Annotated in this window: 20 protein-coding genes and 1 tRNA gene; 7 read left to right on the top strand and 14 right to left on the bottom strand. The window is 64.8% G+C overall.

Annotation, left to right across the window (positions count from 1 at the left end):
- Positions 1-33 precede the first annotated feature (33 nt).
- From SS05631_RS18515 to SS05631_RS18550, 8 genes are all read right to left on the bottom strand, one after another.
- Complete coding sequence (locus SS05631_RS18515) at positions 34-3,180, bottom strand: efflux RND transporter permease subunit (protein WP_037422538.1); 3,147 nt, start codon at positions 3,178-3,180, stop codon at positions 34-36.
- A gap of 10 nt (positions 3,181-3,190) precedes the next feature.
- Positions 3,191-4,396: an efflux RND transporter periplasmic adaptor subunit gene (locus SS05631_RS18520; RefSeq protein WP_037422606.1), complete on the bottom strand. Its 1,206-nt coding sequence runs from the start codon at positions 4,394-4,396 to the stop codon at positions 3,191-3,193.
- 397 nt (positions 4,397-4,793) lie between these two features.
- Positions 4,794-5,804, bottom strand: coding sequence for an ATP-binding cassette domain-containing protein (locus tag SS05631_RS18525; RefSeq protein WP_037422535.1), 1,011 nt, complete (start codon positions 5,802-5,804; stop codon positions 4,794-4,796).
- Between the two features lie 17 nt (positions 5,805-5,821).
- Entirely contained in the window at positions 5,822-6,886 is a 1,065-nt protein-coding gene (locus SS05631_RS18530; RefSeq protein ID WP_037422532.1) for a Gfo/Idh/MocA family oxidoreductase, read from the bottom strand.
- Positions 6,883-7,722 (bottom strand): carbohydrate ABC transporter permease, encoded by an 840-nt coding sequence (locus SS05631_RS18535; protein ID WP_037422529.1) that lies wholly within the window; start codon positions 7,720-7,722, stop codon positions 6,883-6,885. The genes SS05631_RS18530 and SS05631_RS18535 overlap by 4 nt, the downstream gene beginning before the upstream one ends.
- 10 nt (positions 7,723-7,732) lie before the next feature.
- On the bottom strand, positions 7,733-8,680 hold the full coding sequence (locus SS05631_RS18540; RefSeq protein WP_037422526.1) for a sugar ABC transporter permease: 948 nt from the start codon (positions 8,678-8,680) through the stop codon (positions 7,733-7,735).
- A 238-nt stretch (positions 8,681-8,918) separates the two neighbouring features.
- On the bottom strand, positions 8,919-10,178 hold the full coding sequence (locus SS05631_RS18545; protein WP_037422523.1) for an ABC transporter substrate-binding protein: 1,260 nt from the start codon (positions 10,176-10,178) through the stop codon (positions 8,919-8,921).
- A 57-nt stretch (positions 10,179-10,235) separates the two neighbouring features.
- Positions 10,236-11,132, bottom strand: coding sequence for an N-acetylmuramic acid 6-phosphate etherase (locus SS05631_RS18550; RefSeq protein ID WP_037422521.1), 897 nt, complete (start codon positions 11,130-11,132; stop codon positions 10,236-10,238).
- A gap of 197 nt (positions 11,133-11,329) precedes the next feature.
- Here SS05631_RS18550 and SS05631_RS18555 point away from each other — a divergent pair, with 197 nt between their 5' ends.
- The 4 genes from SS05631_RS18555 (at position 11,330) to nagA (ending at position 15,224) form a co-directional block, all read left to right on the top strand.
- The gene (locus tag SS05631_RS18555; RefSeq protein WP_037422518.1) at positions 11,330-12,214 is read left to right on the top strand and encodes an N-acetylglucosamine kinase; all 885 of its coding nucleotides are present in this window, start codon (positions 11,330-11,332) and stop codon (positions 12,212-12,214) included.
- Positions 12,211-12,975, top strand: a complete 765-nt coding sequence (locus SS05631_RS18560; protein ID WP_037422515.1) for a GntR family transcriptional regulator — start codon at positions 12,211-12,213, stop codon at positions 12,973-12,975. Before SS05631_RS18555 ends, SS05631_RS18560 begins: the two co-directional genes overlap by 4 nt.
- A 69-nt stretch (positions 12,976-13,044) precedes the next feature.
- A complete protein-coding gene (locus SS05631_RS18565) occupies positions 13,045-14,067 on the top strand; it encodes an SIS domain-containing protein (protein ID WP_037422603.1) in 1,023 nt (340 codons plus the stop codon).
- The gene (gene nagA / locus SS05631_RS18570) at positions 14,064-15,224 is read left to right on the top strand and encodes an N-acetylglucosamine-6-phosphate deacetylase (RefSeq protein ID WP_037422513.1); all 1,161 of its coding nucleotides are present in this window, start codon (positions 14,064-14,066) and stop codon (positions 15,222-15,224) included. Before SS05631_RS18565 ends, nagA begins: the two co-directional genes overlap by 4 nt.
- A gap of 204 nt (positions 15,225-15,428) precedes the next feature.
- Here nagA and SS05631_RS18575 read toward each other — a convergent pair whose 3' ends face one another.
- Genes SS05631_RS18575 through SS05631_RS18585 form a run of 3 tightly spaced genes read right to left on the bottom strand, consistent with a single transcriptional unit; the run spans position 15,429 to position 18,432 of the window.
- The gene (locus SS05631_RS18575; protein WP_037422511.1) at positions 15,429-16,166 is read right to left on the bottom strand and encodes a copper homeostasis protein CutC; all 738 of its coding nucleotides are present in this window, start codon (positions 16,164-16,166) and stop codon (positions 15,429-15,431) included.
- Complete coding sequence (locus SS05631_RS18580) at positions 16,163-17,074, bottom strand: ROK family protein (RefSeq protein ID WP_037422508.1); 912 nt, start codon at positions 17,072-17,074, stop codon at positions 16,163-16,165. Before SS05631_RS18580 ends, SS05631_RS18575 begins: the two co-directional genes overlap by 4 nt.
- The gene (locus tag SS05631_RS18585; RefSeq protein ID WP_037422505.1) at positions 17,071-18,432 is read right to left on the bottom strand and encodes an amidase; all 1,362 of its coding nucleotides are present in this window, start codon (positions 18,430-18,432) and stop codon (positions 17,071-17,073) included. Before SS05631_RS18585 ends, SS05631_RS18580 begins: the two co-directional genes overlap by 4 nt.
- A 196-nt stretch (positions 18,433-18,628) precedes the next feature.
- On the opposite strand from SS05631_RS18585, the gene SS05631_RS18590 reads away from it, so the two are divergent.
- A complete protein-coding gene (locus tag SS05631_RS18590) occupies positions 18,629-19,372 on the top strand; it encodes a sulfate transporter family protein (RefSeq protein ID WP_037422502.1) in 744 nt (247 codons plus the stop codon).
- Between the two features lie 68 nt (positions 19,373-19,440).
- Positions 19,441-19,650: a SlyX family protein gene (locus SS05631_RS18595; RefSeq protein WP_037422499.1), complete on the top strand. Its 210-nt coding sequence runs from the start codon at positions 19,441-19,443 to the stop codon at positions 19,648-19,650.
- Positions 19,651-19,710: 60 nt separating this feature from the next.
- Here SS05631_RS18595 and SS05631_RS18600 read toward each other — a convergent pair whose 3' ends face one another.
- From SS05631_RS18600 to SS05631_RS18610, 3 genes are all read right to left on the bottom strand, one after another.
- Positions 19,711-20,703 carry a BMP family ABC transporter substrate-binding protein gene (locus SS05631_RS18600; RefSeq protein ID WP_037422496.1) on the bottom strand — a complete coding sequence of 331 codons (993 nt, stop codon included), beginning with the start codon at positions 20,701-20,703 and terminating at the stop codon, positions 19,711-19,713.
- Between the two features lie 212 nt (positions 20,704-20,915).
- A complete protein-coding gene (gene msrA / locus SS05631_RS18605; protein WP_037422488.1) occupies positions 20,916-21,566 on the bottom strand; it encodes a peptide-methionine (S)-S-oxide reductase MsrA in 651 nt (216 codons plus the stop codon).
- A gap of 43 nt (positions 21,567-21,609) precedes the next feature.
- A complete protein-coding gene (locus tag SS05631_RS18610) occupies positions 21,610-21,927 on the bottom strand; it encodes a hypothetical protein (protein ID WP_037422486.1) in 318 nt (105 codons plus the stop codon).
- 279 nt (positions 21,928-22,206) lie between these two features.
- Here SS05631_RS18610 and SS05631_RS18615 point away from each other — a divergent pair.
- Positions 22,207-22,296, top strand: a tRNA-Ser gene (locus SS05631_RS18615).
- Positions 22,297-22,311 lie beyond the last annotated feature (15 nt).

A 22,311-nucleotide genomic window follows, 5' to 3' on the forward strand; every position in this document is an offset into this window, starting at 1 on the left:
GGCCCGCCGGTGAGGGGCGGGCCGTTGATACGCTTACTCGGCGGGTGTGGCACTCTCGGATGCGGCCACAGGTGCCGCGCCCCTTGCTTTTCTCCACCCGAAGATCTTCATGACGAACACGAAGAACACCGGCACGAAGAAGATCGCCAGCACCGTTGCCGAGATCATCCCGCCCATGACGCCGGTGCCGATGGCGCGTTGGCTGCCGGAACTCGCGCCCGTCGCGATCGCGAGCGGCAAGACGCCGAGGGTGAAGGCGAGCGAGGTCATCAGGATCGGGCGGAAGCGCAGATGCACGGCTTCGAGCGTCGCCTCGATCAGCGGCTTGCCCTGCTCGCGCAGCTCCTTGGCGAACTCGATGATCAGGATGGCGTTCTTCGCCGAAAGCCCGATGATCGCGATCAGGCCGACCTTGAAGTAGACGTCATTCGGCATGTCGCGCATCATCACCGCCAGCACCGCGCCGATGACGCCGAGCGGCACGACCATGATGACCGAGACGGGGATCGACCAGCTCTCGTAGAGCGCCGCAAGGCACAGGAAGACGAGCAGGCAGGAGAGCGCGATCAACAGCGGTGCCTGTGAGCCTGACTGGATCTCCTGCAGCGATTGTCCGGTCCATTCATAGCCGAAGCCTGGCGGAAGCTCAGCCACCAGCCGCTCCATCTCGGTGATCGCATCGCCGGAGGAGTAGCCCGGAGCCGCCTCGCCGCTGATGCGGACCGCCGGATAGCCATTGTAGCCGACCGTCTGCGTCGGTGCCTTGACCCATTCGATATTGGCAAAGGCCGACAGCGGCACCATGCCGCCGTTCGAGTTGCGGACATTGAGGTTCAGGAGATCGGCCGTCTGCATGCGCTCGTTCTCGTCCGCCTGCACCGTCACGCGCTGCATGCGGCCGGCATTCGGGAAGTCGTTGACATAGGACGAGCCGAGATTGGTCGATATCGTCGAGTTGATGTCGGCAAAGGTCACGCCGAAGGTGTTGGCCTTCTCGCGGTCGATGTTGACGCTGACCTGGGCCGCGTCCGGCATGCCCTCGAAGCGAACGCCCGTCACCACCTTGCTCTGGGCGGCAAGACCGAGAAGCTGGTCGCGTGCCTCAGCCAGCGCCGCTTCGCCGAGCCCGGCGCGGTCCTGCAGCCGAAAGGAGAAGCCGCCGGTCGTGCCGAGGCCCTGGATTGCCGGCGGCGACAGCGCGAAGCTGATCGCGTCCTTGATCTGGCTCATCGCCATCGTCGCACGGCCGGCGATCGACTGCGCCGCGTTGTCCGCATCGCGCTCGCTCCAGTCCTTGAGCGTCACGAAGGCAAGCCCCGCATTCTGGCCGGTGCCGAAGAAGGAGAAGCCGTTGATGGCGACGATCGTGTCGACCGCCTTCTCCTGGCCGAAGATATGCTCCGCCTGTTGGATGACCTCGGTCGTCCGGTTTCCGGTCGCTTCCGACGGCAGCTGCATCATGACGATGACGAAGCCCTGGTCCTCGTCCGGCAGGAAGGACGAGGGGAGCTGCATGAAGGCCCAGGCGAGGCCGCCGAGCAGTGCGAGGTAGATGATCATGAAGCGGCCGGTGCGCGTCACCAGGTGTCCGACCATGCCGGTATAGCCGCGCGAGGTCCGGTCGAAGCTGCGGTTGAACCAGCCGAAGAAGCCGCGCTTGGCGTGATGATGGCCCTTAGGGACCTGCTTCAGGAAGCTCGCGCAGAGCGCCGGCGTCAGCGACAGGGCGAGGAAGGCCGAGAACAGGATCGAAACGACCATGGTCAGCGAGAACTGGCGATAGATCACACCGACGGCACCCGGGAAGAAGGCCATCGGAATGAACACCGAGGCGAGCACCAGGGTGATGCCGATCACCGCGCCGGTGATCTGCTTCATCGCCTTGCGGGTCGCCTCCTTCGGCGTCAGCCCTTCCTCCGACATGATGCGCTCGACGTTCTCGACGACGATGATCGCATCGTCGACGAGAATGCCGATCGCCAGCACCATGCCGAACATGGTCAAGACGTTGATCGAGAACCCCATCGCCAGCATGACCGCGCAGGTGCCGAGCAGGGCGACCGGCACGACCAGCGTCGGGATGATCGTGTAGCGGATGTTCTGCAGGAACAGGAACATCACCAGGAAGACGAGCACCATGGCTTCGACGAGCGTCTCCACCACCTTCTGGATCGAGACGGCGACGAAGGGCGAGGTGTCGTAGGGGATTGAATATTCGAGCCCCGGCGGGAAGAACTCGGCGAGCTCGTCCATGCGCGCCTTGATCGCCTGCGAGGTCGAGATCGCATTGCCGCTCGGCGAGAGCTGCACGGCGATGGCGGCCGAGGGCTTGCCGTTGAGGCGGGTCGAGAAGGAATAGCTCTCGCCGCCGATTTCGATGCGGGCGACGTCGCGCAGCCGGACGGCGGAGCCGTCGGCATTGGCGCGAAGCACGATGGCGCCGAATTCCTCCGGCGAGGAAAGCTGGCCCTTGATCACCACGGGGGCGCTGATCTGCTGGGTGATCGGGTTCGGCTGGGCGCCGATCGAGCCCGAAGCGATCTGGGCGTTCTGCGCCTGGATGGCCGCGGTCACGTCGGCGGCGGTCAGGTTGAGGCCGAGCATCTTGTCCGGATCGAGCCAGACGCGCATCGAGCGCTCGGTCGCGAACATCTGGGCGCGGCCGACGCCCTGGACACGCTGGATTTCGCTCAAGACGTTGCGGCTCAGATAGTCGCCGAGACCGATCGCGTCCATCGACCCATCGGTCGAGGTCAGCGAGATGATCAGAAGGAAGCCGGAGCCGGCCTCGTCCACCTGGACGCCCTGCTGCTTCACCGAATCGGGCAGCCGCGGCTCGACGCGTTGCACCCGGTTCTGGATGTCGACCGAGGCCTGGCTGGGGTCGGTGCCCGGCTCGAAGGTCGCATTGATCTCGACGGAGCCCGAGGCGCTCGAGGTCGATTCGAAGTACAGCAGGCCCTCGACGCCGTTCAGCTCATCCTCGATCAGCCGCGTGACGCTCTGATAGGTGTCCTGCGACGAGGCGCCGGGATAGGTGGTGTTGATCGAGATCTGCGGCGGCGCGACGTCCGGATATTGCGACACGGGCAGGAGCGGGATCGCAATGATGCCGGCGACCATGATGAAGATCGCCACCACCCAGGCAAAGATCGGCCTGTCGATGAAAAAGCTGGGCATGGGTAGGCTCTCACTTCACTGCGGTGGCGGACTTGTCGCCGGCGGCCGCGGCACTCTGCTGTTCGGTTCCCGGCTTGGCGCCCGGCTTCCAATCGGTGGGTTCGACGGGAGCGCCGGGGCCGATCTTCTGGAAGCCTTCGACGATGACCTTCTCACCGGCCTTGAGGCCCGCGGTAACCTGCCAGCGCTCGCCGACGGTTCGCCCGAGCGTGACGTTGCGGAACTCGACCTTCTTGTCGGCGGTCACGACATAGACCTGGGACTGGCCGGCATTGTTGCGCTGCACCGCCTGCTGCGGGACGGTAATCGCGTCCTTTTCCAGCCCCTGCTGGATCTGCACGCGCACATACATGCCCGGCAGCAGATCGTTGTTGGGGTTGGGAAATTCGCCGCGCAGCGTCACCTGGCCGGTGGTCGCGTCGACCGCCGCCTCGGAGAAGAGCAGCCGGCCCTTCAACCCATAGGGCGTGCCGTCGTCGAGGATGAGCTGCACCTCCGCCTCGTTCTTGCCGCTGATCAGCTGGCCGTCCTGAAGCGCCTTGCGCAGACGGATGAGGTCGGTCGCCGACTGGGTGAAGTCGGCATAGACGGGATCGAGCTGCTGAATGGTTGCGAGGTTCTGTGTGTCGCTCGCGCTGACCAGCGCACCTTCGGTGATCAACGCCCGGCCGATGCGGCCGCTGATCGGCGCAGTCACATTGGCGTATTGGAGGTTGAGCTTCGCCTCCGCGAGGCCCGCCTCGGCAATGCCGATGTCGGCCTCGGCCTGGGCGAGCGTCGCGATCGCGTCGTCATATTGCTGGACGGCCGCGACCTGCGCCTCCTTCAGCCGCGACTGCCGGTCGGCGGTCTGCTTGGCCTGGTCGCGCACGGCAATTGCCCGCTGCAGCGTCGCCTCGGCGCTGTCGACCTTGACCTGGAACGGCGCCGAGTCGATCCGGTAGAGCACGTCGCCTTCCTTGACCATCGTGCCCTGCTCGAACACCCGTTCGACGACGATGCCGGTAACGCGCGGCCGAACCTCGGCGATCCGCGTCGGCGTGATGCGGCCGGGCAGCTCGTTGGTGATCGGCAAAGGCTCCGCCGCGGTCGTGAAAACGGCGACCGCCGCCGGAGGAAAAGCCGGGGCCGCGGCCTGCTCGTCGTTCTTCTGGCAGCCGGCGAGAAGCAGCACGGCTGTCAGCGAGGCGGCCAGTATCGGTCGGGTCATATGCATCGCAATGTCCAATATGCAAAGGGACCGTCTCGCGGCGCCTGCCGCGCGGTCCGTCAGGGAGATGAAGCGGAGCCGGAATCGAAGGAAGATACCGGAAAGCTAATATACAAACAGGAATGTATGTTAATTTCGGGCGCAGTGCAACCGCCTGGGGCGACAGGCGGGGAACCGCAGAAAAGCCAATTGCCCCAGGCTCTTCGTCGCTTCGGCCCTTGGTTGATCACGCATGTGTGATTGCTTCAGAGCGACCCTCCCCAGGAGGGGCACGCATCTGCTGCCACGCCAATGTCGTCTTAGGCCCCCGAGAATGCGGACCCGCATGAACGGGGCGAGCGCGGTATCGCATGCCCCTCCCTCTTGAACTCCGAGCCGCTTTGGAGCGTAACTTGGATTGCGCCTACTGCCCGGAATTGATCACCCGCCCCTCGCTGTCGAAGCGGTGCATGCCGCCGATCACCGGGGTGGCATGGACGATGTCGTCGGCCGCGTAGCGGTGTTCGCCGAAGAGCCGCACCGTCAGCGGCCCGACCTCGTCGGATTCGAGATAGACGATGGTGTCGGCGCCGAGATGCTCGACATGGATCACCTTCGCCTTCCATTTGCCGCTCTCGCGCGACAGGCCGATATGTTCGGGGCGAATGCCGACGGTCTTGGCCTCGCCGTCGCCGAACCGCTCGCCGTCGATGAAGTTCATCTGCGGCGAGCCGATGAAGCCGGCGACGAAGAGATTGGCGGGCCGGTTATAGAGCTCCATCGGCGAGCCGACCTGCTCGATGCGTCCGCCGTTCAGCACCACTATCTTGTCGGCGAGCGTCATCGCCTCGACCTGGTCGTGGGTGACATAGATCATCGTCGCCTTAAGGCTGCGGTGCAGCCGGGCGATTTCGAGGCGCGTGTTGACGCGCAGCGCCGCATCGAGGTTCGACAGCGGCTCGTCGAAGAGGAACAGCTTCGGCTCGCGCACGATGGCCCGGCCGATCGCGACGCGCTGGCGCTGGCCGCCTGAAAGCTCCGCCGGACGGCGGGCGAGATAGGGCTCTAGCGACAGCATGCCGGCCGCCTTGCCGACCTTCTCCTCGATCTCGGGTTTCGGCACGCCTGCCTGCTTTAAGCCCAGGCCCATATTGTCCTTCACCGTCAGGTGCGGGTAAAGCGCGTAGGACTGGAAGACCATGGCGATGCCGCGTTTGGCCGGCGCCACATGGCCGACCTCGACGCCGTCGATCTGCACGCTGCCGGAGGTCGCATCCTCGAGACCGGCGATGGTGCGGAGCAGGGTCGACTTTCCGCAGCCCGACGGGCCGACGAAGATGACGAATTCGCCGTCCTTCACCTCGAGGTCGATGCCCTTCAGCACCTCATGGCCGCCATAGGCCTTGCGGATGGATTGGAGTTGCAGTGATCCCACGTGTCGCCCTCTTCAAATTAAAGCTTGACCGGCCTGCCGCTGCGAACGCTTTCGTCCGCCGCCAGGCAGATCTTCAGCGATTGCACCGCATCGTCCATGTGCCGGTCGAGATTGATGTTTTCGCGAATGGCCTTGAGCACGAAGGCCTGCTCGCTGTCGCAGAGCTCCTGATGGCCCGGTTCGCCCTCCATAACGAGGTCCTCGTCGGCCTTGACAAAACGTCCGTCCGGCCCGGTCGCCGCACTGTGCAGGCGGATGACCGCGGTCTTGGTGTGGACGTCGATGTCGTCCGACTTGGCGGCCTGATCCATGACAATCGACACCGACCCGTTCGGCGAGATCACGTCCTTCACGAAAAAAGCAGTCTCCGAGATCATCGGTCCCCAGCCGGCCTCGTACCAGCCGACCGAACCGTCCTCGAAGATCACCTGCAGGTGGCCGTAATTGTACATGTCGGCGGCGATCTCATTGGAGAGCCGCAGGCCCATGCCGCGTACCTCGACGGGTTTCGCGTCGGTGATCTGGCACATGACGTCGACATAGTGAACGCCGCAATCGACGATCGGCGCCGTCGTCTGCATCAGCGACTTGTGCGTCGCCCAGGTCGCCCCGCTCGACTGCTGGTTCAGGTTCATGCGGAAAACATAGGGAGGCCCGAGCTTGCGCGCCTCGGCGATCAGCCGCATCCAGGAGGGATGGTGGCGCAGGATGTAGCCGACGATGAGCTTGCGGCCGTTCGCCCGGGCGCAGGCGACGACCCGCTCCGCATCGGCGACCGTCGTCGCCAGCGGCTTCTCCAGGAAGACGTGGCAGCCGGCCTCCATGGCGGTGACCGCATAGGCCGCGTGGCTGTCCGAATAGGTGTTGATCGAGCAGAGCTCCGGCCGGAGTTCGAGCAGCGCCTCGTTGAACGAGGGCAGGATCTCGTAACCGGCAAGCGCTTCCGGCAATTCCACCTTCGAGCGGTTGACCAGGCCGGCGATCTCGAAGCCGGGATTCTCGTGATACGCCAGCGCATGGCTGCGGCCCATATTACCGAGGCCCGCGACGAGCACGCGGATCGGATTTGCGGAAGAACTCATTTGACCGCTCCTGCCGTGATGCCGCGGATCAACTGCCGCGAGAAGATGACGTAGAGGACGAGGACAGGGAAGATCGCCAGCGACAGCGCCGAGAGGACCGCGTTCCAGTTGGTGACGAACTGGCCGATGAAGATCTGCGAGCCGAGCGTGACGGTTTTGGTGGTTTCGGCCGGTGCCAGGATCAGCGGGAACCACAGGTCGTTCCAGATCGGGATCATGGTGAAGACGGCGACCGTTGCCATGGCCGGCCGCACCAGCGGCAGCACCAGCCGGAAGAAGATCGCATACTCCGATAGCCCGTCGACCCGGCCGGCATTCTTCAGATCGTCCGAGACGGTGCGCATGAATTCCGACAGGATGAAGACGGCGAGCGGCAGGCCCTGCGCCGTATAGACGAGGATCAGCGCCGTCAGCGTGTTGACGAGGTTCGTCGCCACCATGCCCTGCAGGATCGCCACCGTGCCGAGGCGGATCGGGATCATGATGCCGAGCGCCAGATAGAGGCCCATCAGCGTATTGCCGCGGAAGCGATATTCAGACAGCGCGAAGGCGGCCATGGCACCGAAGAGCAGCACCAGGGCGATCGACACGACGGTGACGATGACGCTGTTCTGGAAATAGCCGATGAAGTCGCCTTGCTTCAGCACCGTTTCGTAGCCGATCAGACTGAAGCTCTCGGGCGTCGGGATCGCCAGCGGCTCGCGGAAGATCGCATTGCGGCTCTTGAACGAATTGGCGATCGTCAGGAACACCGGAAACAGCGCCACCAGCGTATAGGCGATCAGCGCGAAATGGACGGCGCCGGTGCGGGCGAAGGAGGTTCTTGCTTTCGACATCCCGGTCTCCTCAGAACTGGTAGCGGCGCATGCGGCGCTGGATGACGAAGAGATAGAGCGAGACGCCGGCGAGAATGATCAGGAACATGATCGCCGCGATCGTCGCGCCCATCGAGCGGTCGCCGAGCTGAAGCTGGAAACCGAAGAAGGTGCGGTAGAGCAGCGTGCCGAGGATGTCCGTCGAGCCGTCCGGGCCGGCAAGCGCGCCCTGCACCGTGTAGATCAGGTCGAAGGCGTTGAAGTTGCCGACGAAGGTCAGGATCGAGACGATGCCGATCGCCGGCAGGATCAAGGGCAGCTTGATCTTCCAGAATTGGCTCCAGCCGGTAACGCCGTCGAGTTCCGCCGCCTCTATCACCTCGTCGGGAATGTTGAGCAGAGCCGCATAGATGAGCATCATCGGGATGCCGACATATTGCCAGACCGAAATCAGCGAGACGGCGATCAGCGCCGAATCGGGCCGGCCGAGCCAGGGAGCGAACAGCCATTTGAGGCCGACCAGATCCATGAGAAAGGGCGCCACGCCCCAGATCGGCGAGAGGATCAGCTTCCAGATGAAGCCGACGATGACGAAGGACAAGAGCGTCGGCAGGAAGATCGCCGTGCGGTAGAAGGCGCTGAAGCGCAGCTTCGGGATCGACAGCATGGCGGCAAGCGCAATGCCGATCGGGTTCTGCACCGCCATGTGGATCAGGAAGAAGACGAAGTTGTTGCGGAGCGCGTTCCAGAAATCCGCCGCCCAGCGCGGGTCGCCGAACAGCACCTTGAAATTGCCCAAGCCGACGAAGGTATATTGGCCGTCGACCGTGTTGTAGAAGGACTGCCGCAGTGTCTCGATCAGCGGCAGGATCATCACCGCCGTGTAGACGATGAGCGCCGGCAGCAGAAAGACGAGGATGTGCCAGCGCCGCGGGCGCTTGAGCTCGCCGACTTCCATTGTGGTTTCGCGTGGTTTCATCGGCCTCTGGCCCGTCCTTAATGGCTGACTCTATGAGCGCAGCCCCATTTCGCTCGAAATGCCGCATTCCATGCCGCCACGTGCTTCATCAAAAGCTCTCGTGGTCTCCGGCAAAAGCCGGCTGTCGGTCTGCGCCTGTCCCGGCCTGGCTCCGGTATCTGCGGCGTCGTGTGCCGCGCGGTTCGCGCGGGCGTCGGAAAGCGCGCGGCCGGCCCGGCCACGCGCCCCATTTTCGATCTTACTTGGCCGGCTTGTACCAGCTGTCGAGGCCTTCCTGCAGCTTCTTGGCGGCATCTTCCGGCGTGCTGGTGCCGTTGATGACGTTGGCCGATGCCACCCAGGTCTCGTTTTCGAGGTTCGGCGTGCCGCGCGACAGGATCTGATAGGTCGAGCGGATCGTCGACTTGCACTTCTCGCGCCAGGCGACGAATTCCTGCGCCAACGGGTCGGTCATCTTCACCGCCGTCGAGTTCAGGCTGAAGAAGCCGGGAAGCGCATTGGCGTAAATTTCCGCGAATTCCGGCGAGGCGACCCAGGTCAGGAAGGTCTTGGCGGCATCCGCATTCGGGCTCTTGGCATTGAGGCCGATGCCGATGTCGTTGTGGTCGGAGATATAGCAGCTGTCCCCGGCCTTCTTCACCGGGGGCGGGAAGGCGCCCATCTTGAACTGCGCCTGAGTGTTGAAGCCGGCGATTTCCCAGGAGCCGGCCGGATAGATCGCGGCGCGGCCGAGCGTGAAGAGATTCTGGCTGTCCGGATAGGTCTGGGCCTCGAAGCCGTCACCGAGATAGTCTTTCCACTTGGCGAGCACGCGGTAGGGTTCGACCCAAGCGTCATCGGTCAGCTTCTGCTCTCCCTTGATCAGCGCCAGGCGGCCTTCCTCACCCTTCCAATAGTTGGGGCCGATGTTCTGGTAGCCCATGGTCGCAGCTTCCCAGAGGTCCTTAGTCCCCATCGCCATCGGGATGTAGTTGCCGTCCGCCTTGATCTTGTCGAGGGCAGCGAAAAACTCCTCTTCGGTCGTCGGAACGGCAAGCTTGAGCTGGTCGAAGGCATCCTTGTTGTAGATGAAGCCGTGGATAACCGAGGCCATCGGCACGCAGAAGCTCGTCTTGCCGTCATCGGTCGTCCAGGCCGACTTGGCGACGTCGGAGAAGTTCTCCATGCCCGCCAGGCCGGTGAGGTCGGCGAGGTGCTTCTTGTTGTAGAGTTCGAGCGATGCGTCGAACGGGCGGCAGGTGATGAGGTCGCCGGCCGAGCCTGCGTCGAGCTTGGCGTTGAGAGCGGCGTTGTATTCCGTCGGCGCGGACGGCGAGAACACCACCTTGATGCCGGGGTTCTTGGCCTCGAAGGCGGGGATCAGCTTTTCCTGCCAGATCGCCAGGTCGTCATTGCGCCAGCTCTCGATCGTCAGCGTCACGTCCTGCGCCTGCGCAAGTCCGGCCGAGCCGAGAATGCTCGATGCGAGCAGCAAGCCTTTGATTGTCGTGCGGGTCATTCAGGTTCTCCCTCTTATAGGCGCCGCCACGGCGCGGTTTGGATCCCAGTTTATCGTTCAGGCCGAGACGATGGCGATCGCCCGGCGCAAATTCTGATTGGCACTGGCAAGCGCCGCTTCGGCTGCCGGCAGGTCCTGCGCGCCCGAAGCGAGCAGGATCGCCAGCTTGACCGATCCGGCGGCGGCACCAATCAGCCTTTCGGCTTCGCCGGCAGAAACGCCGGTGATGTCGGAGACGATCCGTGTGGCCCGACCGTGCAGCTTGATATTGTCTGCCCTGAGATTGACCATGTGGCCGTCGAGCACATGGCCGAGATGGATGCCGATCAGCGTCGAGAACATGTTGAAGGCGATCTTCTGGGCCGTGCCGGCGCCCATGCGCGTCGAGCCGGAGATGACCTCCGGCGGCGTCTTGAGCAGGATGGCGACATCGGCGCGCTCGAAAAGCGGCGCGTCGGGATTGTTGGCCATCCCGATGACCTTGGCGCCAAACTTCCTGGCTTCCTCGGCGGCGGCGAGTGCATAGGGCGTCGAGCCGCTGGCGGAAACCGAGACCAGGCAGTCGCCGGCTGTAATCCCGGCCTCGCGAACGTCGGCACGCGCGAGTTCCGTGTCGTCCTCGTAGCCGCCGGCAAGATCGCCGAGGCTCGCGGCACCGCCGGCAAGAAGAATGACGATCTGCTGCTGCGAGATTCCATAGGTGCCCGGCAGTTCGAGTGCGTCCGCCATGGCCATCAGGCCGGAACTGCCGGCGCCCGCATAGGCAAGCTTGCCACCGGCCGAAAGGATGCTTGCGGCAAGTGCCGCCGCGCATGCGATCGGTTCGATCGCCGCATCGACGGCCTTGGCTGCGGCCTGCTGACCGGAGGCGAGCACGCGCAGCGCGAGTGCCGGATCCATCAGGTCCAGGCCTTTGGCTCCGTCGTGGCGCTCCTCGGTCTTCATTGCCGGCATCGCGTCGTTCTCCTCTTTTCCAAATTAATGCCAAAAAAATACCAATTGTCTAGAAGAAATTTAACATCTGCCTAAATAAAAAAGCCTCGCCAAAAATATCTCCATAAAATCAAACATATAACATAAATGGCGGCGTGCTCATGGAATCGCGCTTGGTTAATGGTATTTTTTTGGTATGTTAGACGGCGGAGGTGCCAATGACATCCTATCTGATCGGAATCGATGGCGGCGGGACGAGCTGCCGGGCGGCCGTCGCCGGTTCGGACGGTCGTATCCTGGGCCGCGGCAAATCCGGTGCCGCCAATATTCTGAGCGATCCGGAAACGGCGCTGCAGAATATTGCCGATGCCGCCCGCGCGGCATTCGAGGATGCGCGCCTGGACCCCGGCGGCATTATCTCGGCGCGTGCGATTGTCGGCGTCGCGGGGCATAATGTCGGCGATGCCGTCCACTATGTGAAGCGGCGCTTGCCCTTCGCCGCGGCCGATATCGAATCGGATGGACTGATCGCGCTTCAGGGCGCGCTCGGCGACAAGGACGGGGCCGTCGCCATTCTCGGAACCGGGACGATCTATATCGCCCGCCAGGGTGAAGTGGTCAGCTATATCGGCGGCTGGGGCTTTACCATCGGCGATCACGGCAGTGGTGCACGCATCGGCCATGCCCTGCTGCAGGAGAGCCTGCTTGCCTATGACCGGATCCACGAAGCCTCACCGGTGACCGATTCCGTCCTCTCCGAATTCAACAACGATCCGCGCGACGTCGTCGATTTTGCGCGGCTGGCGAAGCCCGGCGAGTTCGGCCGCTTCGCCCCGCGTGTCTTCGACCATGCCGGGCGCGGCGATCCCGTGGCGACACGCCTGTTGATGGCGGCCGCGACGACCGTGGACGAGGCGCTCGACGCCGTTGTCTCCAGGGGCAGCCGGACGATCTGCCTGCTCGGCGGATTGGCGCCGCTTTACCGGCCATGGCTGGCCGAACGGCATCAGCCGCTCTTCGTCGAGGCGGAAGCCGACGCGCTGACCGGAGCTGTTGCCCTTGCCGCCGCCCGCTTTGGAACTGGGCCGGAGGCGGTTCTATGAACCAGCAGCTTGCCGCCATCCTGCCGCTCGAAAGCCTCCAGTCGGGCGGTGCCGGCCCGCTTTACCTCAAGCTCCGGCAATCGCTGGAAGAGGCGATCCTGTCGGGCAAGCTCAATCATGGCGATGCGCTGCCCGCCGAGCGCGACCTTGCCGACTACGCCAATGTCAGCCGCGTGACCGTCCGCAAGGCCGTCGACGACCTGGTGCGCGACGGGCTGCTCGTGCGTCGCCACGGCTCCGGCACCTTCGTCGTCCGGCCGGTCTCCCGCGTCGAGCAGTCGCTGTCGCGGCTCACCTCCTTTACCGAGGACATGGCTCGGCGTGGCCTCAACACCCGCGCGGAATGGCTGGAGCGGGGGCTTTTCCATCCGTCACCCGACGAGATGATGACGCTCGGCCTTCCCGCCGATGCGCTGGTTGCCCGCCTCGGGCGGTTGCGCCTTGCCGACGATATGCCGCTTGCCATCGAGCGCGCCTGCGTTTCGGCCGAGTTCGTCCCCGATCCGCTGGCGGTGACCTCGTCGCTGTACGCCGCGCTAGAAAAATCGCATGCCCGGCCGGTGCGGGCGGTGCAGCGCATCTCGGCCTGCAACATCAAGAACCCCGATGCGACTATGCTCGGCGTCGCCGTCGGCGCGGCCGGCTTGTCGATCGAGCGCGTCTCCTATCTTGCTTCGGGACGCGTCGTGGAATTCACCCGCTCGCTCTACCGGGGCGACACCTATGACTTTGTCGCGGAGCTGACGATCCCTGAAAGCTGAGCCGACTTATCGGCGAAAGTGTAAGCGGCTCGCTCTTCGCTCTGAACCTATTCAGGAAAGGACCTGATGATGCAGACCAACATGCGGCGAGAAATCGACGAGATTCCTGAGGCCGTCGCACGATTGCTCGACCGCTCGGCCGCCGCCGTCGCCGCCGCCGGTACCGCACTGCGCGCCAAGGATCCGGCCTTTCTGGTGACGATCGCCCGCGGCTCATCCGATCACGCGGCCCTGTTCCTGAAATATGCGATCGAGCTCACGGCCGGACGCCCGGTTGCCTCGCTCGGGCCCTCGCTTGCCTCGATCTACGGCGCCGAACTGAAGCTCGGCGGTGCGGCGGCAATCGCCATCTCGCAGTCCGGCAAAAGTCCGGATATCGTCGCAATGGCCGAGGCCGCAACGCAGGCCGGTGCCGTCTCGATCGCGCTGACGAACACGCTGCCTTCGCCGATCGCCGACGCCTGCAGCCATCCGCTCGATATTCTCGCCGGCCCCGAGATCGCCGTGGCAGCGACCAAATCCTATGTTAACTCTATTGTCGCGGGCCTCGCCGTTCTCGGCGAATGGAGCGGGGATGCAGGCCTGAAACGCGCCGTCGCCGACCTGCCGAACCAGTTCGCCAAGGCGGTGAAGCTCGACTGGCAGGATTTTGCCGCCGATCTCGGCGAGGCCGAATCGCTCTATGTGCTCGGCCGCGGCCCGGCATTGGCGATCGCCAGCGAAGCGGCGCTGAAGTTCAAGGAGACGTCCGGCATGCATGCCGAAGCCTATTCCGCGGCGGAAGTGCTGCACGGTCCGGTGGCGCTCGTAGGCGCCCGCTTCCCGGTTCTGGTGCTTGCGGCCCGCGACGCCGCCGAGGGCTCGGTCGCCGAGATCGCCGACAGCATGAGCGCCAAGGGAGCGGTGGTGCATGTCACCTCGGCCCGGGCCAAAAAGGCAAAGCGCCTGCCCTTCGCCGAGACCGGCCACCCGCTCACCGACGCACTGGCGCTGATCCTGCCGTTCTACGGCTTCGTCGAAACCTGGTCGCGCTCGCGCGGCTTGAACCCGGATGCACCGGCGAGCCTGAAGAAGGTAACAGAGACACGATGACTGGCAAAAGGAAGATCACCGGAGCGCGGATTTTCGACGGCATCGACTGGCACGACGGATGCGCGCTTCTCATCGAGGCCGGGCACGTCAAGGGTATCGTCGCGAGCGGCGCCGCTCCCGGCGATGCCGAGACGATCGACGCCCGCGGCCTGCTGCTGGTGCCGGGCTTCATCGACCTGCAGGTGAACGGCGGCGGCGGCGCGCTGCTCAACGAAGTGCCGACCCTCGACGGCATCCGGCAGATCTGTGCGGCGCATGCGAAATTCGGCACGACGGCGCTGCTGCCGACGCTGATCACCGACACGCGCGAGATGCGCACCAAGGCGATCGAGGCCGGCGTCGCGGCCAGGGCCGCGGCGATGCCCGGCTTCCTCGGCCTGCATCTGGAGGGCCCGCATCTCTCTGTTGCCCGCAAGGGCGCGCACGATCCGGCGCTGATCCGCCCGATGGAGGATGCCGATCTCGCCGAGATGCTTGCCTGCGTCAACGCGCTCGGCTCATTGATGGTCACCGTAGCCCCGGAGAACACCACGAAGGAACAGGTGCGCGCCCTTGCCGGAGCCGGCATCGTCGTCAGCCTCGGCCACACGGATGTCGGCTTCGAAACGGCCTGCGCCTATGCGAAGGCGGGCGCCCGAACCGTCACGCATCTCTTCAACGCCATGAGCGGTCTCGGCCACCGCGAGCCCGGCGTCGTCGGCGCCGCGCTTGCGACCGGCACGCTGCATGCCGGGATGATCGCCGACGGCTTCCATGTCGACCCGGCATCGATGGGCATCGCGCTCCGCGGCAAACGGGGACCGGGGCAGATCTTCCTGGTGACCGACGCCATGTCGCCGATCGGCACCGCCATGACGAGCTTCTTCCTGAACGGCCGCGAGATCCTGCGCAAGGACGGGCGCCTGACGCTAGCCGACGGCACTCTCGCCGGAGCCGATATCGACATGCTCTCCTCCGTCCGCTTCGTGCACGAGAAGCTCGGCCTGCCGATCGAGGAAGCTATCCGCATGGCCTCTGCCTACCCCGCCGACGTCATGGGCATCGCTTCGCACAAGGGCCGTCTCCTGCCCGGCACCGACGCCGACTTCGTGTTGCTGACGCCGGAGCTCGGCGTGAAGTCGACCTGGATTGGGGGAGAGCTAGTCTTTACCGCTTAACGCGTGTCGTCGGGATGCAGCGGGTTGTGTCAATCCACCAGTGGCAGAGTGCCCCTCACCCTAGCCCTCTCCCCGCGCGGGGAGAGGGGACCGGAGGGCGCGGCATGTCCCTCCTCCCCGTTAGAACGGGGAGAAGGTGCCGGCAGGCGGATGAGGGGCGGACGCTAGAGAACGGCCTCTCTTGACCCTTACATTCAATGCGTTTCAGCGTCTCGCCAGGATGGCGTCCAGCCGCGCCTTCATCGCGCTGACTGTCGTCGCATCCGTGTGGCGACGTTCCGGCGGCGCGAAGCCCAGCTCCACTAACCCCTTGTCAGTAGCTGGCTCACGAATAGAGCAGGACGAGTGAACCTCGGCGACGCCAAGCCTCGGCAGGAGCCGATCGATCGTATCGATGGTGACGCCGGATCCTGGCATGATCGAGAGCCGGCCGTCTGACAGTTCCACGAGCTCTGCCAGCGTGTCGACCGCCTCCGGCGCGGTCCTGGCGCCACCCGAGGTCAGGATGCGCTCGAAGCCGAGCGCGACGGCGATCGAGATCGCCTCGGCGAAATCCGGCACCAGATCGAAGGCCCGGTGCAGCGTCAGCCCGAGGCCGGAGGCATGGCGCGTCAGGTCGGCGAGTGTTGGCACGTCGAGCCGCCCGCCCGGCAGCGATGCACCGAGCACGACGCCGGCGAGGCCCGCATTGCGCGCCGCATCGACGTCGCGCCGCATGATGTCGAGTTCGGCGGCGTCGAAGACGAAGTCGCCGGGACGCGGCCGGATCATCGCGTAGGCCGGCAACGGTGTGCGGGCCGCGAGCGCCATCAGTCCGGCGCTCGGGGTCAGCCCGCCCACGGCGAGTGCCGAGCAGAGTTCGATGCGGTCGGCGCCGCCCTCGACCGCTGCCGACAAGCCCCTGGCATCGTCGACGCAAACCTCGAGCAGGATGCCGCTCATCGGCCCAGCCCTCCGAAGCCGAGCAGCGCGGCGCCGATCAGGCCCGGCTCCACCCGGCATTCGCCGCGCACCACCAGCGGCCGGTCGAAGCGACGGAGGATGCGTTGACGTACCGCCTGGTCGATCTCGGCAAGAAGCGCCTCGGAATTGGAGAGGCCGCCGCCGACGGGCACGACCGTCGCGCCGGTGATGTTGACAACGAGCGCCAGAGGCGAACTGACGAGGTCGACGAAAATGGTGATCGTCCGCGCCGCCTCGGCCTCTCCGCTCTGCCAGGCGCCAATGATTTCGTGGCTGGAAAGCGTCCTGCCATGGATCGTCGCGTGCAGGCGCTCGAGCCCGCGCGCGCCCCCGATCGTGTCGACGCAGCCGCGTTGGCCGCAGCCGCAGTCGAAGGTGGGAATGGCCATGGGCGGGTGCCCCGCATGGGTCGCGGCGACCGGTCCATGGCCCCATTCACCGGCAAAGCCGCCATCGGCATTGATCAGCCTGCCGTCGACCACCAGGCCGCCGCCGACGCCGGTGCCGAGGATCGCGCCGAAGACGATGCGGTGGCCACGGCCGGCGCCGATCCCCGCTTCCGCGAGCGCGAAGCAGTCGGCGTCATTGGCGATCACCACGGGCAGATGCAGCGCTGCCTCGAGCTCGGCCGCCAGTTCGCGGCCGTCGATGCAGGGTATGTTGGCGCATTTGATCCGCCGCGTTTCAGGGTCGATGACGCCGGTGATCGAGATCGCGACCCGATCGGGAAGGCCGCCCGCCTCGTCGAGCACCGATTCCATCGTTTCGACGAAGCGGCGGAAATCGTTGAGCGGCGTCGTTCGGCGGGGCAGCGGGAAGATGCGCTCCGGCGAGTGGGTGATCGCGCCCTTGATCGCAGACCCGCCGATATCGAAAGAGACGATCATGCCTCGCTCCGGATCAGCGCCTCGAGCGCCAGCGCGGCGGCAAGCAGCCGGTCGTCCTGGTGGTGCGGTGCAGAGATGAGGAAGCCGACCGGCATGCCGGCGGCGCCGGTGCCGCAGGGAATGGAGATGCCACAGAAGTCGAGGAAATTGCCTATCGACGTGTTGCGCAGCGTCTTCGCGTTCACCTTGAAGAACAGATCGTCGTCGGCAAGCAGCGGGTCGATCGGCGGTGCCACATGCGGCAGCGTCGGATGGGCGATCAGTTCGCCTGGCTTAAGGCTCTCGAGGGTCGCGTGGATCAACCGGTCGCGGGCGTTGAGGAGGGCGATATAGTCGCTGACGGCGATTTTTTCGCCGAGGCGCGTACGGACGACGACGCGCGGGTCCATGCGGGCGGCATCCGGCCCGGCAAGCCGCTCGCGGTGCAGCGCATAGGCTTCGGCGTTCACCAGGGCGCCGTGGCGGGCAGTCAGCTCGAAGATCGCGGCAAAGCTCGGGAAGGCCTGGCGCCGCACCCGGACGCCGGCTGCCTCGAGTCTCTTGATCGCCGCCTCGAAGGCAGCGACCACCTCGGCCTCCGCCTCGTCGAAGACGATCGTCTCCGGGATGACGAGCGAAAGATCGGCAAGCTCGGCGCGGCGGATAACCGGCGCCGTCAGGCCGTGCATGGCCGCATCCGCCCAGACGGCGTCCTGCACGCTGTGGCAGAGGGGTCCCAGCGAATCGAGACTCTGGGCGAGCGGAAAGACGCCCTTCATCACATAGCGTCCGCGCGTCGCCTTGTAGCCGACAATGCCGGTCATTGCCGCCGGAATGCGCACCGAACCGCCGGTGTCGGTGCCGATCGCCAGCGGCACGAGCCCGGCGGCGACCGCCGCGGCCGCGCCGGACGAGGAGCCCCCGGGAATGCGGTGCACGTCCGTCGAGGCTGGATTGCGGGGCGTGCCGTAATGCGGATTGATGCCGAGCCCTGAAAAGGCGAACTCGCTCATATTGGTGCGGCCGACGCTCACCATGCCGGCGCTGCCGACCGCGGCGACGACCGCCGCGTCTGAAGAAGCCGGTGCCTTGTCCCTGAGCACCACGGAGCCTGCGGCCGTGATGCTGCCGGCAACATCGAAGAGATCCTTCCAGGCGACCGGCAAGCCGTCCAAGAGGCCGCGGGAACGGCCGGCCTTGATCCGCTCGGAGGCCGCGTTCGCCTCGCGCGCCGCGCGGTCTCGCGTCAGCCCGACGAAGATCGACTGGTCCGCATGTCCTTCGATCCGCGTCAGCGTATCCTCTGTGAGCGCGAGGGAATCCAATTGTCCCGACTGTACGAGAACAGCGAGGCTGGCGAGCGTCTTGTGCTGGGTCATGGCTTCCCCCTGGTCGGTTCACAGTCCGCCGCAACGGACCTGACTTGCTTCCGCTTTAGAATATCGCCGTCCATGGTGTTTGCCAGCGCCGGCCTGTTGAATCGTAGTGCACCGCGAAGGAGTGCGGCGCAAGTGCCTTGCCCCGGGCGACGCGGCTGCCTACATCGAACTCACTTGTCCTTTATGGAGATCGATCATGATCGTCGACTCGGCGCGGCTCGCCTCCGCCAATCTCTTTGCCGCCGAGACGCGCGCGGTTTTCTGGAAGGTCATCGCGCTCACGCTGCTGGCGCTCGTCGCCCTCTGGTTTGCTATGCGCGAGCTGTTCGTCTGGCTGGCGCTGCCCTGGATCGACGTGCTGATGCCCGGCACGCCCGAATGGGCGGGCTGGATCACGTTCGTCGTCGGCATTTTCGCCAGCCTCGGCCTCGCTCTCGCCTTGGCGCTGCTGCTTGCTCCGGTGACAGCGCTGATCGCCGGCTTCTTTCTCGACGATGTCGCCGAGGTTGTCGAGAAGCGCGATTATCCGGCCGAGCCGCCGGGCACCCCGCTGCCGCTTGCCGAGGCGATGATAAGCTCGGTGAAGTTCCTCGGAGTCGTCATTCTCGGCAACATCGTCGCGCTCTTCCTGCTGCTGGTGCCGGGCATCAATCTCATCGCCTTCTTCCTGGTTAACGGCTATCTGCTCGGCCGCGAATTCTTCGAATTTGCCGCCATGCGCCACCGCTCGCCGGCCGAGGCGCGGCTCTTCCGCGCCAAGCACAGGGCGACGGTGTTCCTTGCCGGCCTCGTGATCGCGGCCTTCCTGGCCGTGCCGTTCATCAACCTGCTGACGCCGCTGTTTGCCGCGGGCATGATGGTGCACCTGCACAAGAGGCTGTCGGCACGCGATCCCGGCTTTTCCGCGGTGAACGCCGTCGCAGCCGGGGCACGGGGCTGACTGCCATGCTTGACGGCGCAGCCAGGTTGGTCAATTTGCCCGTCGATAATAAAGAGATGGAGAAGCGCATGAGCGACATGGAGAGCCGGATCGTTCATTTGGAAGAAACGGTGGCGCATCAGGCAAAAACCATCGAGGAGCTTTCCGACCAGCTTGCCGAGCAATGGAAGGTGGCCGAGCAGATGCGTGCCAAGCTCGACCGGCTGACTGAGCGTTTCCTGACCCTCGAGGAACAGGCGCGCGAGGCGATCCCGGTGACACGGCCGCCGCACTATTGAGACGGGCAGCAAAAAGCCGCCGGCTCTTGCGAACCGGCGGCCTTGCGAATGTCTTGCCGATCAGTACGGGCAGGTCTCGTCCGTCATGTAGTCGTGCACCTGTACCTTGCCGGAGATGATATCGGCCTTCACCTTTTCCACCGCATCGAGCATTTCCGGCGTGATCAGCGGCTTGTTGTGCTCGTCGAGCGCGTAGCCGACGCCGTCCTCCTTGAGGCCGAGATTGGAGATGCCGAACTCGAACTTGTCGTCCTTAGCCGCCGTGAAGGCGTCATAGACGGCGACGTCGACTCGCTTCAGCATCGAGGTCAGCACCTTGCCCGGCTGCAGCATGTTCTGGTTGGAGTCGACGCCGATGCCGAGCTTGCCCGCATCCGCCGCCGCCTGAAGCACGCCGACGCCGGTGCCGCCGGCGGCGTGATAGACGACGTCCGCGCCCTGGTCGATCTGCGACTTGGCGATTTCACCGCCCTTGACCGGATCGTTCCAGGCGTCCGGCGTCGTGCCCGTATAGGCTTCGAGCACCTTGACGTCTCCGCCGACAGACTTGGCGCCGCCGACATAGCCGCAGGCGAATTTGTGGATCAGCGGGATATCCATGCCGCCGACGAATCCGACAGTCTTCGACTTGGAGGCGAGCCCGGCGAGCACGCCGACGAGATAGGAGCCTTCCTGTTCCTTGAAGACGATCGATTTGACGTTCGGCTTCTCGACCACCATGTCGATGATGGCGAACTTCGTATCCGGATATTCCGCAGCGATCTTTTCGAGCGATGCGGCCCAGTTGAAGCCGGCCATGACGATCGGGCTATTGCCGTCGCTGGCGAAGCGGCGCAGCGCCTGTTCGCGCTGGGCATCATTGGCGATCTCGAATTCGCGGTATTCGATGCCCGATTCGGCCTTGAACTTTTCTGCGCCGTTGAAGGCCGCTTCGTTGAAGGATTTGTCGAACTTGCCGCCGAGATCGTAGATGAGCGCCGGCTTGACGTCGGCGGCCAGTGCCGTCGCAGACATCATCGAGAAAGCAAAGAGACCGAGAATGGTTTTTTTCATCTTGCAGCCCTGTTGTCGCAATTGGATCTTTTCGGGTTTCCGCGGGCGGCGTGAGCCTTGCCTGCGGAGCCCGCCCCTCTTCTGTTTAAGGCTTGGGTGGCCGCATCCTTGCACGGCTTCTTCAAAAAAACATCCAAAATTTTTCAGATGGTAAAAAAGCCGCCGGCCCGCTTTGGAGCGCTGGCGGCTGGCGCAAGCGGACGGACTTCGCTTCAGCCGATCGGACAGCTGACGCCGGTGCCGCGCAGGCCGCAATAGCCGTCCGGATTCTTGGCGAGATATTGCTGGTGGTAGCCCTCGGCGAAATAGAACGGGCCGGCAATTGCGATTTCCGTGGTGATCTCGCGGTCGTGATTGAAGGCCCTGAGCGCCCGCTTGAATGTATTGCGCGCTGCATTCGCTTCGGCAAGCTGTTCCTCGTCGAAGACATAGATGGCCGAGCGGTAGGTGGTGCCGATGTCGTTGCCCTGCCGCATCCCCTGTGTCGGGTCGTGCTCCTCGAAAAAGGTCTTGAGCAGGCGGCCGAGCGACAGTTTTTGCGGATCGTAGACGACCAGCACGACTTCGGCATGGCCGGTCAGCCCCGTCGTCGTCTCCTGATAGGTCGGGTTCGGCGTCAGTCCGCCGGAATAGCCGACGGCCGTCACGTGGACTCCGTGGATCTGCCAGAAGAGCCGCTCGGCGCCCCAGAAGCAACCCATGCCGAAAAGCACCTTCTTCATGCCCTCCGGGTAGGGGCCCTTCAGCGACCGGCCGGAGACGAAGTGCGTCGCAGCCGTCGGAATTTCCTCGGCGCGGCCGGCAAGCGCGGTCTCGGCGTCGGGCAGGATGTTCTTCTTGTTGAACATGTCGATCAGAAACATCTGCGGCTCCTTCCGATGACCGAAAGCGTTGAGCGGCGCGGATTCAGGCCGCAAAGCGCCCGGCGGCCGGCTTCTTCTTGTATCCCGCCATCCACAGGACCAGCGCGACGACGAGCATGACGGCGAAGGCCGGCTGCATGAAGATCCAGTGCAGGGCGGTCAGCCAGATGGCCGGCCCCGCATCGGTCCGCTGCAGCGATTGCACCCAGTTGAGCGCATCCGGCCCGAGCAGCCCGATCCCTTCCGCAAGCGGCGTCAGCACTGGCTCGGAGGCGGCCACCGACTGGATCGAATCGATGGTGCCCGCAAGCACCGCGGCCATCAGCGCGACGAAGCTTGCAAAGCGCAGCAAGAGCCGCATTCACCCTCCTTGGCCGGGTTCGCCCCTTAAAGCCTGTCGATCGTTTCCAGCCGCCCCATTCCCGCTCGGCGTGTCTTATGGAAAGAGATAGGCTCGCCGCCGGACGAGCGCAATGGCGGAGCGCGCCACAACATCTCACGCAATGTCAACAATCTGTCAGAAACCAGTTGATCCGCCGCCAATCATCAGTATATATCGCGCCCGTCCGCCGGTTTTGCCGGCAGCACGGTGGAGTTCACTCCCCCATCCGGCCGGAGTGACCAACGGCTGCAGACGGATGGACAGGTGGCCGAGTGGTTGAAGGCGCACGCCTGGAACGCGTGTATACGTGAAAGCGTATCGAGGGTTCGAATCCCTCTCTGTCCGCCATATTTTCCTTTGTGA

The organism is Sinorhizobium sp. CCBAU 05631 (genome assembly GCF_002288505.1).
GTDB classification, from domain to species: Bacteria; Pseudomonadota; Alphaproteobacteria; order Rhizobiales; family Rhizobiaceae; genus Sinorhizobium; species Sinorhizobium fredii_C.

Excerpts from the sequence above, each read along its gene's own strand:
- SS05631_RS18580 (WP_037422508.1), bottom strand. The coding sequence starts at position 17,074 with ATGATCGTCTCTTTCGATATCGGCGGGTCTGCGATCAAGGGCGCGATC.
- SS05631_RS18610 (WP_037422486.1), bottom strand. The coding sequence starts at position 21,927 with ATGCGGCTCTTGCTGCGCTTTGCAAGCTTCGTCGCGCTGATGGCCGCG.
- SS05631_RS18590 (WP_037422502.1), top strand. The coding sequence starts at position 18,629 with ATGATCGTCGACTCGGCGCGGCTCGCCTCCGCCAATCTCTTTGCCGCC.
- SS05631_RS18555 (WP_037422518.1), top strand. The coding sequence starts at position 11,330 with ATGACATCCTATCTGATCGGAATCGATGGCGGCGGGACGAGCTGCCGG.
- SS05631_RS18585 (WP_037422505.1), bottom strand. The coding sequence starts at position 18,432 with ATGACCCAGCACAAGACGCTCGCCAGCCTCGCTGTTCTCGTACAGTCG.
- nagA (WP_037422513.1), top strand. The coding sequence starts at position 14,064 with ATGACTGGCAAAAGGAAGATCACCGGAGCGCGGATTTTCGACGGCATC.
- SS05631_RS18595 (WP_037422499.1), top strand. The coding sequence starts at position 19,441 with ATGAGCGACATGGAGAGCCGGATCGTTCATTTGGAAGAAACGGTGGCG.
- SS05631_RS18515 (WP_037422538.1), bottom strand. The coding sequence starts at position 3,180 with ATGCCCAGCTTTTTCATCGACAGGCCGATCTTTGCCTGGGTGGTGGCG.
- SS05631_RS18535 (WP_037422529.1), bottom strand. The coding sequence starts at position 7,722 with ATGTCGAAAGCAAGAACCTCCTTCGCCCGCACCGGCGCCGTCCATTTC.
- SS05631_RS18575 (WP_037422511.1), bottom strand. The coding sequence starts at position 16,166 with ATGAGCGGCATCCTGCTCGAGGTTTGCGTCGACGATGCCAGGGGCTTG.
- SS05631_RS18520 (WP_037422606.1), bottom strand. The coding sequence starts at position 4,396 with ATGCATATGACCCGACCGATACTGGCCGCCTCGCTGACAGCCGTGCTG.
- SS05631_RS18600 (WP_037422496.1), bottom strand. The coding sequence starts at position 20,703 with ATGAAAAAAACCATTCTCGGTCTCTTTGCTTTCTCGATGATGTCTGCG.
- SS05631_RS18550 (WP_037422521.1), bottom strand. The coding sequence starts at position 11,132 with ATGCCGGCAATGAAGACCGAGGAGCGCCACGACGGAGCCAAAGGCCTG.
- SS05631_RS18560 (WP_037422515.1), top strand. The coding sequence starts at position 12,211 with ATGAACCAGCAGCTTGCCGCCATCCTGCCGCTCGAAAGCCTCCAGTCG.
- SS05631_RS18540 (WP_037422526.1), bottom strand. The coding sequence starts at position 8,680 with ATGAAACCACGCGAAACCACAATGGAAGTCGGCGAGCTCAAGCGCCCG.
- SS05631_RS18530 (WP_037422532.1), bottom strand. The coding sequence starts at position 6,886 with ATGAGTTCTTCCGCAAATCCGATCCGCGTGCTCGTCGCGGGCCTCGGT.
- SS05631_RS18565 (WP_037422603.1), top strand. The coding sequence starts at position 13,045 with ATGCAGACCAACATGCGGCGAGAAATCGACGAGATTCCTGAGGCCGTC.
- msrA (WP_037422488.1), bottom strand. The coding sequence starts at position 21,566 with ATGTTTCTGATCGACATGTTCAACAAGAAGAACATCCTGCCCGACGCC.
- SS05631_RS18545 (WP_037422523.1), bottom strand. The coding sequence starts at position 10,178 with ATGACCCGCACGACAATCAAAGGCTTGCTGCTCGCATCGAGCATTCTC.